Source organism: Ignavibacteria bacterium, assembly GCA_036262055.1.
Lineage (GTDB): Bacteria > Bacteroidota > Ignavibacteria > Tepidaquicellales > Tepidaquicellaceae > DATAJP01.
On record DATAJP010000001.1, the window covers coordinates 186,555 to 201,086 of the forward strand.

General features: G+C 36.7%; 12 protein-coding genes, 1 tRNA gene and 1 pseudogene. 8 read left to right on the plus strand and 6 right to left on the minus strand.

All coding sequences use genetic code 11. The features are described from left to right. The 8 genes and pseudogenes from VHP32_00890 (at window position 1) to VHP32_00925 (ending at window position 9,632) form a co-directional block, all read left to right on the plus strand. On the plus strand, window positions 1-840 hold the full coding sequence (locus tag VHP32_00890) for a nitrilase-related carbon-nitrogen hydrolase (protein HEX2786433.1): 840 nt from the start codon (window positions 1-3) through the stop codon (window positions 838-840). A gap of 164 nt (window positions 841-1,004) precedes the next feature. Continuing rightward, complete coding sequence (gene hrcA / locus VHP32_00895) at window positions 1,005-2,048, plus strand: heat-inducible transcriptional repressor HrcA (protein HEX2786434.1); 1,044 nt, start codon at window positions 1,005-1,007, stop codon at window positions 2,046-2,048. A gap of 13 nt (window positions 2,049-2,061) precedes the next feature. After that, a complete protein-coding gene (locus tag VHP32_00900) occupies window positions 2,062-2,634 on the plus strand; it encodes a nucleotide exchange factor GrpE (GenBank protein ID HEX2786435.1) in 573 nt (190 codons plus the stop codon). Window positions 2,635-2,640: 6 nt separating this feature from the next. Next, window positions 2,641-3,834, plus strand: coding sequence for a molecular chaperone DnaJ (dnaJ, locus tag VHP32_00905; GenBank protein HEX2786436.1), 1,194 nt, complete (start codon window positions 2,641-2,643; stop codon window positions 3,832-3,834). Window positions 3,835-4,022: 188 nt separating this feature from the next. Then, window positions 4,023-6,800: a TonB-dependent receptor gene (locus VHP32_00910; protein ID HEX2786437.1), complete on the plus strand. Its 2,778-nt coding sequence runs from the start codon at window positions 4,023-4,025 to the stop codon at window positions 6,798-6,800. A gap of 87 nt (window positions 6,801-6,887) precedes the next feature. Further along, window positions 6,888-8,573, plus strand: coding sequence for a T9SS type A sorting domain-containing protein (locus VHP32_00915; protein ID HEX2786438.1), 1,686 nt, complete (start codon window positions 6,888-6,890; stop codon window positions 8,571-8,573). Window positions 8,574-8,683: 110 nt separating this feature from the next. Next, window positions 8,684-8,765, plus strand: a pseudogene (locus tag VHP32_00920). Between the two features lie 144 nt (window positions 8,766-8,909). Continuing rightward, window positions 8,910-9,632, plus strand: a complete 723-nt coding sequence (locus VHP32_00925; protein HEX2786439.1) for a UDP-2,3-diacylglucosamine diphosphatase — start codon at window positions 8,910-8,912, stop codon at window positions 9,630-9,632. A 139-nt stretch (window positions 9,633-9,771) separates the two neighbouring features. Here VHP32_00925 and VHP32_00930 read toward each other — a convergent pair whose 3' ends face one another. The 6 genes from VHP32_00930 to VHP32_00955 all read right to left on the minus strand — a co-directional run bounded on the left by VHP32_00930 (window position 9,772) and on the right by VHP32_00955 (window position 14,398). Further along, window positions 9,772-10,458 carry an inorganic pyrophosphatase gene (locus VHP32_00930; GenBank protein ID HEX2786440.1) on the minus strand — a complete coding sequence of 229 codons (687 nt, stop codon included), beginning with the start codon at window positions 10,456-10,458 and terminating at the stop codon, window positions 9,772-9,774. A 21-nt stretch (window positions 10,459-10,479) separates the two neighbouring features. Then, window positions 10,480-11,088, minus strand: coding sequence for a Holliday junction branch migration protein RuvA (ruvA, locus tag VHP32_00935; GenBank protein ID HEX2786441.1), 609 nt, complete (start codon window positions 11,086-11,088; stop codon window positions 10,480-10,482). Next, the gene (gene ruvC, locus VHP32_00940) at window positions 11,085-11,654 is read right to left on the minus strand and encodes a crossover junction endodeoxyribonuclease RuvC (protein HEX2786442.1); all 570 of its coding nucleotides are present in this window, start codon (window positions 11,652-11,654) and stop codon (window positions 11,085-11,087) included. The genes ruvA and ruvC overlap by 4 nt, the downstream gene beginning before the upstream one ends. Window positions 11,655-11,714: 60 nt before the next feature. Further along, window positions 11,715-12,443 carry a YebC/PmpR family DNA-binding transcriptional regulator gene (locus VHP32_00945; protein HEX2786443.1) on the minus strand — a complete coding sequence of 243 codons (729 nt, stop codon included), beginning with the start codon at window positions 12,441-12,443 and terminating at the stop codon, window positions 11,715-11,717. A 106-nt stretch (window positions 12,444-12,549) separates the two neighbouring features. Further along, complete coding sequence (gene recJ, locus VHP32_00950) at window positions 12,550-14,292, minus strand: single-stranded-DNA-specific exonuclease RecJ (protein ID HEX2786444.1); 1,743 nt, start codon at window positions 14,290-14,292, stop codon at window positions 12,550-12,552. A gap of 18 nt (window positions 14,293-14,310) precedes the next feature. Next, window positions 14,311-14,398 (minus strand) — tRNA-Leu (locus tag VHP32_00955). Between the last annotated feature and the right edge of the window lie 134 nt (window positions 14,399-14,532).

A 14,532-nucleotide genomic window follows, 5' to 3' on the forward strand; every position in this document is an offset into this window, starting at 1 on the left:
ATGAAAATTGCACTTGCGCAGATAAGCTCGGTACTTGGCGACCTTGAAAAGAACATTGAAAAGCATGTTGAGTATTGCAGCAAAGCAATTGCAGACGGTGCGAATGTAATTGTATTTCCAGAGCTTTCGTTGACAGGGTATTCATTGAAGGATTTGAATTTTGCTATCGCGGTAAATCCATTTAAAACGGATAAATTCAATGCGCTTCTCGAAACAAGTAAAAAAATTTCCATCGTGTGCGGGTTTGCAGAGTTGAATGACGAATTTGGAATTTATAATTCAGCGCTATATATCGAAGACGGGATGATAAAAAATGTTCATCAAAAAGTTTATCCTCCGACTTATGGTTTGTTTGAAGAATTCAGGTATTTTTCACGCGGACGGGATTGCAAAGCATTTGAAACTAAATACGGAAAGAGCGGAGTATTAATCTGTGAGGACTTATGGCATATGTCATTGCCATATCTTCTTGCGCTTGACGAAGCAAAAATAATTTACGGCATTGCGGCATCACCGACACGGCTTGGAACCGATACAGATACTTTCAGAAATTATGAAATAAATTCCGAACAGCATAAAGTTTTTGCGAGACTGCTTTCGATTTATGTTGTATTTGTGAACAGGGTAGGGTTTGAAGATGGAATAAATTTCTGGGGCGGAAGTGAAATCGTCGACCCGTTCGGAAATGTTCTTTGTAAAGCAAAAATTTTTGAAGAAGATATGATTTATGGTGATATTGATTTAGAAGAAGTGAAACGCGCCAGACATCAGGCACGGCATTTCTTAGATGAAGACTCTGATTTAACTTTAAAAATGCTTCAGCGTATTTATAATAAATAATATTACCGATAATTTTGCCATAAATGTCAAAATTCTGACTTACATAAAAATTGATTTTTCAATTGTTTATATAAGGCATTAGATTTGTAATTATTGATTTTGTAATAGTTTAATAAAATTATTGGCATTTAAAATAGACGGCTGATTAGCTATATTTGTATATAATGAGTATAGAATTAACAAATTTATCCCCACGCGAGCAGAAAGTATTAAAATACATAGTTTTTAACTTCATCAAAAACGCATCACCGGTTGGTTCCAGATTGGTTTCAAAGCAAATGGAACCGGGTTTATCTTCAGCTACAATCAGAAACGTAATGAGTGACCTTGAGGAGATGGAGCTCATAAAAACTCCCTATTCTTCATCGGGAAGAATCCCAACAGACAAAGGTTACAGATTTTATGTCGATATGCTGATGAACAGCGAGGATTTAACAGAAGATGAAAAATCTTTTTTGAGAAGCAAGATTGAAGAAAAGAAATCTTCACTCATAAACAGCGAAGAAGTATATAACGAGATTTCAAAAATTCTCGGAAAGATTTCACACCAGCTTGCAATCATAACACAACCGTTTTTAAGCACGGGTGTTTTTGAGAAGCTTGAAATCATAAGTTTATCTTCAAGCAAAATTCTTGTAATCATAAATATTACTTCAGGATTTGTAAAGACTGTGATAATGGAAATGGATTTGGAGATTTCTAAAAGCAAACTTGATAAGCTGACAATATTTTTAAATGAAAGATTGCAAGGGTTAACTCTTCAAGAAATAAGAGATACATTTGATATACGGGTGAGTGATTATAAGAATCATGAACCGGAATTAATCCAGCTTTTCATAAATTCTGCTGACAAGCTTTACAGCGATGAAATGAATATTAACAAGATTCATATCGGAGGCACAGGTGAGATTATCATGCAGCCGGAATTTGATGACCCGAAGAGTTTCAAGAACATCATCGATATCACTGAAGATAAAAATTTGGTTGTGCATATTTTGCAGAATACAAAAATTCAGTCGAATGGAATTTCAATAGGGATTGGTGAAGAAAACATCGATGAAAAGCTGAAGGATTACAGTATATTGTGTTCGACATACAATATCGGCGACACTAAAGGAAATATTGGAATTATAGGTCCAAAACGCATAAATTATGCGAAAATGGTATCGTTATTAAATTATACATCGAAATTAATAAGCGAATTATAAGGAGAATTAAAAGATGAGCAAAAAAAATAAAAACGAACACGAAGAAGTAGTAGATACAGGGAGAGAGATAAATGAAGAAATCGAATCTCCTGAACAAATTGAAGATGAAGCAAAAGCAGAACATCTTGATGAACTTTCGACATTTAAGCTTGAAGTCGAAAAATTAAAAGATGCTCTTGCGCGTAAAGCAGCAGAGTTTGAGAATTTTAAAAGACGCCGTTCAGAGGAAATGACTGATTTTTATAAGTATGCATCAGAAGGAGTTATCAAAAAAATCATTCCTATTTATGATGATATATCAAGATCGGTTGACTCAATTAACAAAGGCGAAACAAAAGATTTTGAAACATTGAAAAAAGGCGTTGAGCTGATTTATGATAAATTCAAAAAAGCTCTCGAAGAAGAGGGGGTAACTGAAATTAATTCACTCGGCAAAGAATTTGATGTTGATGTGAATGAAGCGTTGCTTCAAGTTCCGAAAAACGATGTTCCTCCGAATACCGTTGTTGAAATTATTGAGAAAGGTTATAAGTTAAAAGATAAAGTTATTAAACACGAGAAAGTTCTCGTATCAAAGCAGGATTAGTATTAAATGGCAAAAAGAGATTATTACGAAATATTAGAAGTTTCAAAGAGCGCTTCAGTCGAAGAAATAAAGACGGCTTACAGAAAAAAAGCAATGATGTATCATCCCGATAGAAATCCGGGAAATGCGGAAGCGGAAGAAATGTTTAAAGAATGTGCAGAAGCTTATGAAGTTTTATCAGATGATAATAAACGCAGAAGATATGACCAGTTCGGGCATCAGGGAGTAAGCGGACCGGGTGGCGGCGCAGGATTTCAGGATATCAACGACATATTCTCGCATTTTGGTGATATATTTGGAGGTTTTGCAGGAGGCAGAGGCGGCGGCGGAAGCATATTCGATGAATTTTTCGGAGGCGGTTCTTCATCAGGCAGAAGACGTGCATCGCGCGGTATTGATGGAGCGGATTTAAAAGTTGATTTAACTTTATCACTCGAAGAAGTTGCTGAAGGAGTTACAAAAACCCTTAAAGTTAAAAAATATAAAGAGTGTAAAGTTTGTAATGGCAGCGGTGCAAAATCAAGTTCAGGATTTGATAAATGTCCCGACTGCAAAGGAGCGGGCGAAGTAAGGCATGTTACCAAATCCGTATTCGGACAATTCATAAATGTTTCTGTTTGCCACAGATGTAATGGGGAAGGCAGAATAATAAAAGATAAATGTTCTTCATGCAGAGGTGAAGGCAGAACGATGGATGAATCTACGATTAAAGTGAACATTCCTGCGGGTGTATCGGAAGGAAATTATATTCCTCTCAGAGGGCAGGGACATTCAGGTGTTCGAGGCGGTGCGACGGGTGATTTATATGTTTATATTCTGGAAGCAAAGCATAAACATTTCGTTAGAAACGGTGATGACGTTATATTTAATTTGAAGCTCAGCATAGTTGATTTAATAATGGGGACGGAAGTTATTGTTCCGACTCTTGACGGTAAAGCAAAAGTAAAAATTGAAGGCGGAACGCAAATCGGTGATATGCTTAAGCTCAGGGATAAAGGCATAAAACGTTTAAACAACTACGGCAGGGGCGACCAGCTAATAAAAATTCATGTTAACATTCCCAAAAAGTTAACAGCAAAAGAAAAACAGCTCCTTAAAGAGCTTGCAAAAACCGATAATTTTCAATCAAAAACGGATTTTACTGCAACAGCACATGAAGCAAAAAAGGAAAAAAGCTACTTCAAATCGATGTTTGAGTAAGTTAGTAATAATTTTTTAATTTTAGTTACTCTTCCGTTACATCCGTAAACTCTTCTTAACAATTCCTTAACATTCCTTACATTAACGTTACATTGGGTTAATACTGTCTTAACCCTTTTTCGTTAACTTTACATATCAAATCTTTTAATAAATCACATATTAAACAAATTTTTATCAAAAAATTTACTATGAAAAACTATATCCTGTTGGCAGGCTGTATTATTTTATTTTTGTCTTCGTTCAGCACTGCTTATTCTCAATCAGTTTCGGGAAAAATAACCGATGCACAAACTTCAGAACCGCTTATTGACGCAATTGTAAAAATTAAAAGTATTAATGCCGGTACGTCAACCGATCTTGACGGAAATTATATTATGGAAGGAGTTCCTCCCGGAACGTATGACCTTGAGTTTTCATATATCGGATATAATACAAAAACCATAACAGGAGTAATAGTTCAGGCAGGACAAAATATAAAAGTTGATGTCTCACTTCAGATGGAAGGGGTAACAACCGAAGAAATAGTTGTCGAAGCAACTACTTCAATGGCAAACGAACAGGCATTGCTTGTAGAGCAAAAAAATTCAAACAAAATTCAGGATGGAATCAGTGAACAGCAAATTAAACGCGCCCCCGATGCAGCAGCTTCCGAAGTTTTAAAACGTGTAACAGGCGTGAGCATTGTTAATGATAAATTTGTTTTTATAAGGGGAACTACCGATAGATACAGCTTAACAACACTTAACGGAGTTCAGTTGCCAAGCTCAGAACCTGATAAGAAAGCATTTTCATTTGACTTATTTCCATCAAATCTACTTGAAAATATAATCATAGCAAAATCATTCACACCTGACTTGCCGGGAAGTTTTTCCGGGGGATTAGTTCAGGTTATGACAAAAGAATTTCCTGAAGCATTATCATATGGATTTAACATAACGGGTTCATATTTATCGGGTTCTACCGGAAAATCTTTCAGGTCTTACGATGCAGGTGAAACAAAATGGTTGTTTTTAAATTCCGGTCTTGATAACGGAGGAAGGCAGCTTCCTTCAAATTTTCCCGGCACACAGATTACAAATGTTAATTTTACTCCCGAACAGTTAAAAGAATTCGGACGAGAATTTAAAAACAACTGGGCACAGACAACAAATAATGCTCCCATGAATACGTCGTTTCAACTTTCATTCGGAAATAAATGGAGTTTAGCTAAAAATCCTTTGGGAGTTTTTGCAGCATATTCATACCGAAACAGTTTTATAAATTCCGATATTGAAAGAATAACCTATAATACAGATTTTACTATTCTCGACAGCCTGAAAGGTCCAAGCTCAAGCTACAGTGTTTTGCAAGGAGGGTTGCTGAATTTAAATTATAAAATAGGTGACAATAACAAAATTGCTTCAAAAAGCACATTCTCAATATCTTCGGATGATGATACATATAATCTTGACGGACTTATCAGAAGAGTATCGGAAGATGCATTTGAATCTGATTTGTATTATTACAGATTCAGTGAAAGAACATTATACTCTACAACATTAAGCGGAGAACATTATTTTCCGGCATTGGGAAAAGTTAATTTGTCATGGGTCGGCTCATATTCGGAATCAATGAGAAATGAACCCGATACAAAATCAATGACATACCAGCGTCTTGAAGGTTCAACCGATCCGTTTTATGCAAGAGTAGGAAGCGTAGCTGCGCTTGACGGTGGCGGAAGATTTTTTGCAAAGCTTAAAGATTTTAACAGAAATCTGGCATTAAATTTTGATGTGCCTTTCATAAAAATAGGAGAAAACTCTAAATCCAAAATAAAGACCGGCTTAAATGCAAATACAACTTCGAGAAGCTATAGCGGAAGATTTTTTGTACCTACTATACAGGGTAACTTTTTCTTATTGTATTACGGATTAGATTCAATATTCAAACCGGAGCATATCGACATAAATAAATTCCAGTATTCTGAAATTACAAAAGAAGAGGATAGTTACGGTGCATCTGAAGAAAACTATGCGGGTTATGTGATGTTCGATGTTCCTTATGAAAGATTCAGATTTGTCGGCGGCGCAAGATATGAATATAACAGACAGCGCGTGAACACATACGGCAGATTAAATCAGCCGGTTAATGCTGATTTAAAAAACATAGACATATTGCCGTCATTAAATGTAACTTATGCAATTAATGAAATGTCAAATATGCGTGCTACGGTATCTCAAACTATATCAAGACCTGAACTTAGAGAAATTTCACCGGCGCCATTTTATGACTTTTTTCAGGGGCTTAATACAGTTGGAAATCCTGATTTAGAAAGAACCTTGATTCAAAATTATGATTTGAGATATGAAATTTATCCTGCAGCGGGTGAAATATTTTCTGTGAGCTTGTTTTATAAGCACTTCGACCAACCAATTGAAGAAGTGTTTGCGCCGGGCACAAATAATCCTGAAAAAACTTTTGAAAACTTTAAAGGCGGTGCAGATAATTATGGTGTCGAATTTGAAGCACGAAAAAACCTTGGCTTTCTGTCAAAAATTTTAAAAAATCTTTCACTTAACACGAACATTACTCTTGTAAACTCAAAAGTGAATCACGAAGGTGTTCAGTCGGGTGCAACTGTAAATGAGCGAAGAATGCAGGGGCAGGCACCTTATACAATCAATCTTGGATTATTTTATGATGATTATGAATCAGGAATGAGCGCAAATATTTTATTCAATAAATTCGGAAGAAGAGTATCTGAAGTCGGAAGAAACGGCTACAATGACATTGAGGAAGACGGACAGAATTTAATTGATTTAAGCGTATCTCAAAAATTCCTGAAAATGTTTGAAGCAAAAGTTACCGTAAAGAATTTACTAGGAGAAGAAAAAAGATTTTATCAGGATGTATCGGGAGTTGAAAAGCTTGTGAGAAAATATACAACCGGAACCGGCTATTCGCTTACTTTATCTTACAAGTTTTAATTTGTTAAAGATTAGGTAACAAATTCTTAACACGATTGATATAACTTGAAGAATAAATCTAACTTAAAATTCAAATCACAAGCTAAAATGAAAAAATTATTAACAATTTTATTTTTTGTACTTTTAGTTGCTTCAGGAAGTGCATCAGCACAACCGGTTGATTCAACTACGCTAAACGCGGCTTCTATTACGGGAACAGTAACATTAAGCAATAGCACTGTCTATATTATGAAAGGTTTTAATTATGTAAGAAATGGAGGAAAGATAGTGATAGAGCCGGGAACATTAATTAAAGGTGATAAAGCTACAACAGGAACATTAATAATTGAAAGAGGCGGAAAAATCCATGCTAACGGAACTGCAAACCGACCTATTATTTTTACTTCAAGATTCAATCCGGGGCAAAGAAATCCTCAGGATTGGGGTGGAGTCCTTATTTTGGGACGTTCGGGAATAAATACCTCTTCAGGTGCTGACTCTGCACAGATTGAAGGTTTTCCGGCAGGAACTGCACCATGGTATGGCGGACAACCAAGAATTGATGACGATTCATCGGGTGTTTTCAGATATGTAAGAATTGAGTTTGCAGGATACCCGCTTACTCCGGGTAATGAAATCAATGGATTAACCTGCGGTGGTGTCGGAAGCAAAACACTAATTGAATATGTTCAGATTTCATATTGCGGAGATGATTCATTCGAGTTTTTTGGCGGAACATTAAGTGCAAGATATTTGGTTGCTTTTGGAACGGTTGATGATGACTTTGATATGGATAACGGTCATAGAGGACATTTGCAATTTGGATTGGCTGTGAGAGACTCAAATCAATCAGACGTATCAGGTTCGCACTTCTTTGAAATTGATAATAATAATAATAGCCCTGCAAATTTTAATGCACCAAGAACAAAAACAATTTTTTCAAACTTCACCTGCATTGGACCGAAGACTGCAAATTCAACTTCAGTTAATCCAAATTTCGTGCGAGGCGCGCACTTAAGAAGAAATATGTTAGCTTCTATTTATAACTCTGTTATGACAGGATATAATGTTGGTATCAGATTTGACGGAAGCGGTGTTTTTAATGCGGCAACAGGAGATACAATTCAGGTAAGAAATACTATTTTCTCAGGATTCTCAAACAGATTGGCGGATACAGCAGGTTCTACTTCATTCTCGCCCTCAGTATGGCTTATGACAGGTTCATATGCTAATCGTGTTTTAACACAACCGACTGATGTTAATTTAACTTCACCATATAGTTTCTACGGTATTGCGCCTTCAGACTCTAATGTTTATGGAAATGTTAATTGGTATGTTCCTCAGGCCGGTTCACAGGCATTATCAGGTTCTGATTTCACAAATCCAAACCTTTCAGGATTTACATCTACCACATATGTTGGAGCATTTGGTTCAGGCAGCACAAGCTGGTTAACAGGTTGGACAAACTTCAACCCGAAGGGATATAATCCAAGACCAAATTCCGTTCAACAAATTTCTTCAGTTGTTCCGGGAACGTTTAAGCTTACACAGAACTATCCGAATCCGTTCAACCCTATAACAACAATTAATTTCTCGGTTCCTGTAAAGGGATTTGTGAGCTTAAAAATATATGATGTAACAGGCAGAATGGTTGCCGATTTGGTTAATCAGGAAATGATTGCGGGTGAATATAAATATGATTTCAATGCTTCAAATCTTAATTCTGGAGTTTACTTCTATACATTAAGAGGAAATAACTTCTCAGAGACAAAGAAAATGATGCTTATTAAGTAAGAACCTATTCCGAACGCCGGCATCCGCCGGCGTTCTTGTTTTCACCAAAATTTTAGTAGAACCTTTTAAAACTCGATTCTGTTAAGTTCTTTGTAGTTTTATAATCATATGGGGCTATAGCTCAGCAGGTAGAGCGTCCATGCAAACTATATAATTGCAGGAAGGGCAACGGTTCAATTCCGTTTAGCTCCACAAAAATATCATTTCTTTCTTCAAAAGCTGTTTCTTAAGATTTTAAGAAACGGCTTTTGTTTATGATTTTTCCTATCTATGTAATGTATTGTTTACATTTCCTTTACAATTCCATAATGCCATTGTTTTATTTTGAAGTAATTAATGAGTGAAAAACATACAAGCGACGAACAGCATAAAGAAGAAGTAAGCACAATAATTATTTCTGACATTCACCTTGGTTCCGCAGTAGCGCGTCCTAAAAAAGTAAAAGAAACTTTAGAGAAATATAAGTTTGACAGGTTAATTTTGCTTGGAGATATTTTTGACGATTTGAATTTCACACGCCTCAAGAAAGACCATTGGAACCTGCTATCATACATCAGAAAATTATCAAATCCCGGAAAAAACATTGATGTAATTTGGGTTGAAGGAAACCACGACGAGGGACTTTCTGAAATCATGTCTCATTTAATCGGTATCGAGGTTTATGATGAATATGTATGGTTTGAACATGACAAGGCATATTTAGCAATTCACGGGCATCAGTTCGACAGATTTCTAAACGAGAACATTGTTATAAGCAACATGGCATCATTTGTTTATGACAGGATGCAACGAATGAGTTCGGAAAAACAAAAACTACCGAGATTTGTTAAGCGTATGAGCAAAGGATGGCTGCGCCTGGCTAATAAGGTCGCGGATGGTGCTATTGACTACGGCAAACATAAAGAAGCGGACATCGTTTTTTGCGGGCATACGCATCAGATTTTAACTAAGGAAAATCAGGGAGTTACGTATTATAATTCAGGATGCTGGACGGATGTGCCTTCATCATATATTTCTATTGGTAAAGACGGGCAAATTAGGATACTCGAAGTGGAGTGATTTTTTTGAAAAATTATGGTGTAACTTTTGATTTAGTGAAGCGTAAGAATATATATAATTATTTCATATCGTTCTTTACTTTCTCATTTCCCTTTGTTTTTAATTAGGAATCCGTCCCGTTCTTCGTGACGGATTTTTTTTATTCAAAATTATTTTTGAGAAGATTATCGAGCGACTGATATTTTTTTAAATAGTCCTGATGACTTCGTTCAATTACGTCATAAGCTTCATCCCTTCCGTAAACATGTGTGATTTCAACTTTTGATTTTCCTTCCGAGCCGGGAGCTTCTTTGTATGTAAGGAAGTAATGGCGCATTCTGTCAACAAGTGCTTTCGGGCAGTCTTCAATCTCATCCCAGTTTCCTGAAATGTCATCCTGATGCATTACTGCAATTATTTTATCATCGGCTTCATCACCGTCAATCATCCTGAACCCGCCTATGGGACTTGCTATAAGAAATATATCGCCGTGAGGTATTACACGCTCGGTAAGAACACAGATATCAAGCGGGTCACCGTCACCCTTGATGTTTTGTTTGCCTGTTTTTTGCATGCATAATTCTGCAACTAAATCACCGCAGTAAGTTTGCGGAATGAAACCGTAAGGGGTAGGGCACACGTTAGAATATTTTTGCGGGCGGTCAACTTTTAGATAACCGCTTGCTTTGTCAATTTCATATTTCACAGTATCTGTCGGAACGATTTCTATGAATGTATTTACAATTGCCGGGCTGCGCCTGCCTATTTCTACGCCGTGCCAGGGATGCGATTTTAAAATTAATCTTATAGTTTTCCAAATCTCTTCGAGATTGTTAGAATCTTTCATTATTATTTTTTATAAATATATTTAAGAAATAACTTCGAGTGCTTTTTTTATAAGTTCTTCGGTTGAAAAATCAGCGCCATTGCTTTGCTTGATTGCCTCGCGAATGATTCGCTCAGCTTCGCTTCGCTGATAACCAAGATTCATAAGCGCGTTAAGAGCTTCAAGACGTGACTGGTCTTTTTGATTCAATCCCGGTTGTGAAATGCTGTCATAATCATCAGCTTTGAGCTTAAATATTTTATCTTTCAGGTTCATCGAAATCAAATCAAGTTTTTTAGGTCCGATGCCGGGAATTTTGAAGGATGAAGTGCTTGCTCTGCCTGTGATAAGATTCATAATTTCTTCAAATGATACATAAGAAAGAATTGTATGAGCAAGTTTTGGTCCGATGCCGCTTACGCTTAGAAGCATTTTGAAAATCTCTTTTTCTTTTTCATCTATAAACCCGAACATCGTTAGAGAATTTTCTTTTACATCTAAATGAATAAACACTGAAATATCATCACCCTGTTTTAAATCCTGCTCCGATATTTTTTTTGAGGTATAAACCTGATAACCTACGCCGTTAACGTCGATTACAAGTTCATTGGATTTTTTAAATAATATTTTTCCTTTTAAAAATGAAATCATCGGTTTAAAATTTTATCGGGATTTTCTTCAACAAATTTTTTCCAGCCATTTTTGTTTGAAACGCCGTTTCGTTTGGTTTTGAATTCTTTGAATATGTTTCCAAAAGAATAATAATGACAAAGAGCCACGGCAAGAGCATCTGTAGTGTCAATGAACTGAGGGTTCTCACGAATGTTTAAAATGCGTTTAACAATCTGGCGGACAACCTCTTTTGATGAAGCACCGTTGCCTGTGACGGATTTTTTTACTTCACGCGGGGAGTATTCAGTTATTTTCAACTTGGCATTTGCTGCTGAAATAATTGCCACACCGCGAGCCTGACCGAGTTTCAAAGTTGACTGCACATTTTTACTGTAAAAAGCTGTTTCGATCGCAAACTCATCGGGCTCAAACTCGTCAATTTTTTTGCAGCAAATATCGTAAATTTTTTTTAAGCGGTCTGAAAGATGCTCGGTGCTTTTACTGTTGATGGTATCGAAATTAATAACGGTAATTTTACCGTTCTTGCATTCGATGATGCCTATTCCGGTTATGATTGTTCCGGGGTCTATGCCTATAATGCGCATTAGGTTAATCCCTCCCGCCACGACGGGACGTTCCGCCTCCAAAGGGGGAACAAAAAAAGTTTAATCTTCAACTTCAATGTCAGCGTTGGTATAAACATTCTGAACGTCATCATAATCTTCAGCAGCTTCTATGCACCGGATAACATCGGCTGAATCTTTTTCAACAATCGTAATCAAATCTTTTGCAATGTACTGCAACGAGGCATTTTTAATATTAACACTTTTATCTTCAAGACCTTTTCTTACCTGTTCGAAATTTTCCATAGCGCAGATAATTTCAAATGCATCATCATCTTCTTTTAAGTCATCGGCTCCCGCATCAAGGATAATTTCCATTAGTTCATCCTCTGTTTTTGTTTTATCAACAATAAAAACTCCTTTACGCTCAAACATCCATGCAACCGAACCGCTCTCACCAAGATTACCTCCTGCTTTTGAAATCAAATGACGTAAGTCAGCAACAGTCCTGTTCCGGTTATCAGTCACGCACTCGATAATCATCGCAATGCCCTTTGGTGCATAAGCTTCGTAAGTAACTTCCTCGTATGTAACTCCCTCAAGCTCACCGGTTCCTTTTTTTATTGCGCGTGTGATGTTATCAGCAGGCATATTGACTGCTTTTGCATTCTGAACAGCCAAGCGCAATCGGGGATTAGCTCCGGCATCACCACCGCCGTGTTTTGCAGCTAACGTGATTTCTTTGGAAATTCTTGTAAAGACTTTTCCTCTTGCTGCATCAAGCGCGCCTTTTTTACGTTTAATCGTTGACCACTTACTATGTCCTGACATAATTTAATTTTCGAATTTTAAATTTATAGATTTAAAGGTAGTCTCGAATTTCGAATTTTAAATCTCGAATTTTTTCAATTCGAAATTCTAGATTCGATATTCGAAATTAATAAAACTTCATTTCTTTTATTTTCATGCGAATGGACTTATGTCCGTTCCATTCATTCCAGTCAAGAGAGTAACAAACATCGCACCTGTTGCCCGGCTTTATGTAACATGAATATTCAGCAGAATTAAAAAACACTGCATCAAAAACATTCTCAAATTCGTCATCAGCTAATTTAAAGATATGCGTATCTACCTTTCCGGTTTTCACGTCTCCAACTATGCGGACGTTCTTAGTGCAGAACACCGGGGTTACGTTTGACGGACCGTAAGGTTCAAAATACTGCAAAATGCTCAGTAAATAATTGTTTATTTCACTGAACTTAAGCTCGGCATCTATTTCAATTTCCGGAATTTTATCCTCGTCAGAAATCTGAGCTGAGGCAATTTCATTTAACGCATTTTTAAACTCTTCAATTTTATCAACTTCAATCTCAAGTCCCGCAGCATGATAATGCCCGCCGTATTTTACAAGAAGGTTATCGCATTTTTTTAATGCCTCATAAACATTAAAGCCGTTTATGCTTCTTGCGCTTCCTTTTGCAACACCATTGACAGTTGTCAGCACGATTGACGGCAGATGATATTTTTCGACAAGACGCGCAGCAACAATTCCCACAACACCGGGATGCCACGAATCATTATGCAGAATTATAACATTAAATTTTTCATTGAAATGATTTTCCTCACATATCGAGTAAGCAGTTTCGGTAATTTCTTTATCAAGCTTTCTTCTTTCGAGATTTTCCTTGTTCAGAATGCTTACAAGCTCATCAAGCTCTTCCTCTTTTTCGCTCGTGAGAAGTTCAACAGCCCGTTTTGCGTCGCCAAGACGTCCGACAGCATTGATTCTCGGAGCAATTGTGAATACAATGTTAGTTGTATTCATTGCGCCGATTTTCATGTTGCTGCTTTCAATCAGGACGCGAAATGCCGGACGCGGATTTTTGTTGATAAGCTCAAGACCTTCATTAACAAGAATGCGGTTTTCATCGGTAACGGAAACAATATCCGAAGCTGTAGCTATTGCGACAAAATCATATAATGTATGTGTAAAATTTGACTCACCGATCTTTTCACAAACTGCCTGAATAAGTTTGAATGCAACTCCTGTCCCGCAAAGATGCTTGAAAGTGTAAGAGCAATCTTTTCGCAAAGGATTAATTACGGCAAATGCATCGGGTAATTCATCCGGCGGTTGATGATGGTCGCAGATTATGAAATCAACTCCCAGCTCATTGGCATACTTAACCTGTTCTGCGGCAGTAATGCCGCAATCGATTGAAACTATGAGCTTTATGCCTTGTTCTTTTGCAAGATTGATTGCTTTGTTGGAGATTCCGTAACCTTCGGTGATTCTGTCGGGAATATAGACAAGCGGTTCAGCTCCGAATTTTTTCAGGAAAAGATAAAACATCGAAACACCGCAGGTACCGTCAACGTCATAGTCACCAAGCACCATAATGCGTTCTTTGTTTTTGATTATTTCAACAAGACGGTCAGCAGCTTTTTCGCAGTCTTTCAATAAGAAAGGACTATAAAGTTTTTCTTTTGTTGGCTTGAAAAACTTTATGACTTTTGCGTAGTTAGTTATTCCACGCTGATATAAAAGCTGGATTATTAAATCGGGAAGCCGGACGTTGGACTTTAAAGACTCAATTTCTTTTTTAAATTCATCTAAACTTTCACTGTTGGATAAAGCATTCTCCGGTAATAAGTTTTTTAATTTCCAATTTCGTTTCAATTTTCATGTTATTAATTTTGGTGCTCAAAGAGAGACTCGAACTCTCACCCGTATGACCCGGACTGCACCCTGAATGCAGCGCGTCTACCAATTTCGCCATTTGAGCAAGTTAAGAAATCATAAACTAACTACTATTAAATTAAATGTTTAAATGAGCATTTTCAATTTGAAAATAAAGGGATTAAATAAGGTATATTAGCATTTTTAGTTATTAAATTTGACGTGGGATTGTTAATTTGA

Bases quoted from the DNA above. Each gene is read 5' to 3' on its own strand.
- VHP32_00890 (HEX2786433.1), top strand. From the start codon at position 1: ATGAAAATTGCACTTGCGCAGATAAGCTCGGTACTTGGCGACCTTGAA.
- hrcA (HEX2786434.1), top strand. From the start codon at position 1,005: ATGAGTATAGAATTAACAAATTTATCCCCACGCGAGCAGAAAGTATTA.
- VHP32_00900 (HEX2786435.1), top strand. From the start codon at position 2,062: ATGAGCAAAAAAAATAAAAACGAACACGAAGAAGTAGTAGATACAGGG.
- dnaJ (HEX2786436.1), top strand. From the start codon at position 2,641: ATGGCAAAAAGAGATTATTACGAAATATTAGAAGTTTCAAAGAGCGCT.
- VHP32_00910 (HEX2786437.1), top strand. From the start codon at position 4,023: ATGAAAAACTATATCCTGTTGGCAGGCTGTATTATTTTATTTTTGTCT.
- VHP32_00915 (HEX2786438.1), top strand. From the start codon at position 6,888: ATGAAAAAATTATTAACAATTTTATTTTTTGTACTTTTAGTTGCTTCA.
- VHP32_00925 (HEX2786439.1), top strand. From the start codon at position 8,910: ATGAGTGAAAAACATACAAGCGACGAACAGCATAAAGAAGAAGTAAGC.
- VHP32_00930 (HEX2786440.1), bottom strand. From the start codon at position 10,458: ATGAAAGATTCTAACAATCTCGAAGAGATTTGGAAAACTATAAGATTA.
- ruvA (HEX2786441.1), bottom strand. From the start codon at position 11,088: ATGATTTCATTTTTAAAAGGAAAAATATTATTTAAAAAATCCAATGAA.
- ruvC (HEX2786442.1), bottom strand. From the start codon at position 11,654: ATGCGCATTATAGGCATAGACCCCGGAACAATCATAACCGGAATAGGC.
- VHP32_00945 (HEX2786443.1), bottom strand. From the start codon at position 12,443: ATGTCAGGACATAGTAAGTGGTCAACGATTAAACGTAAAAAAGGCGCG.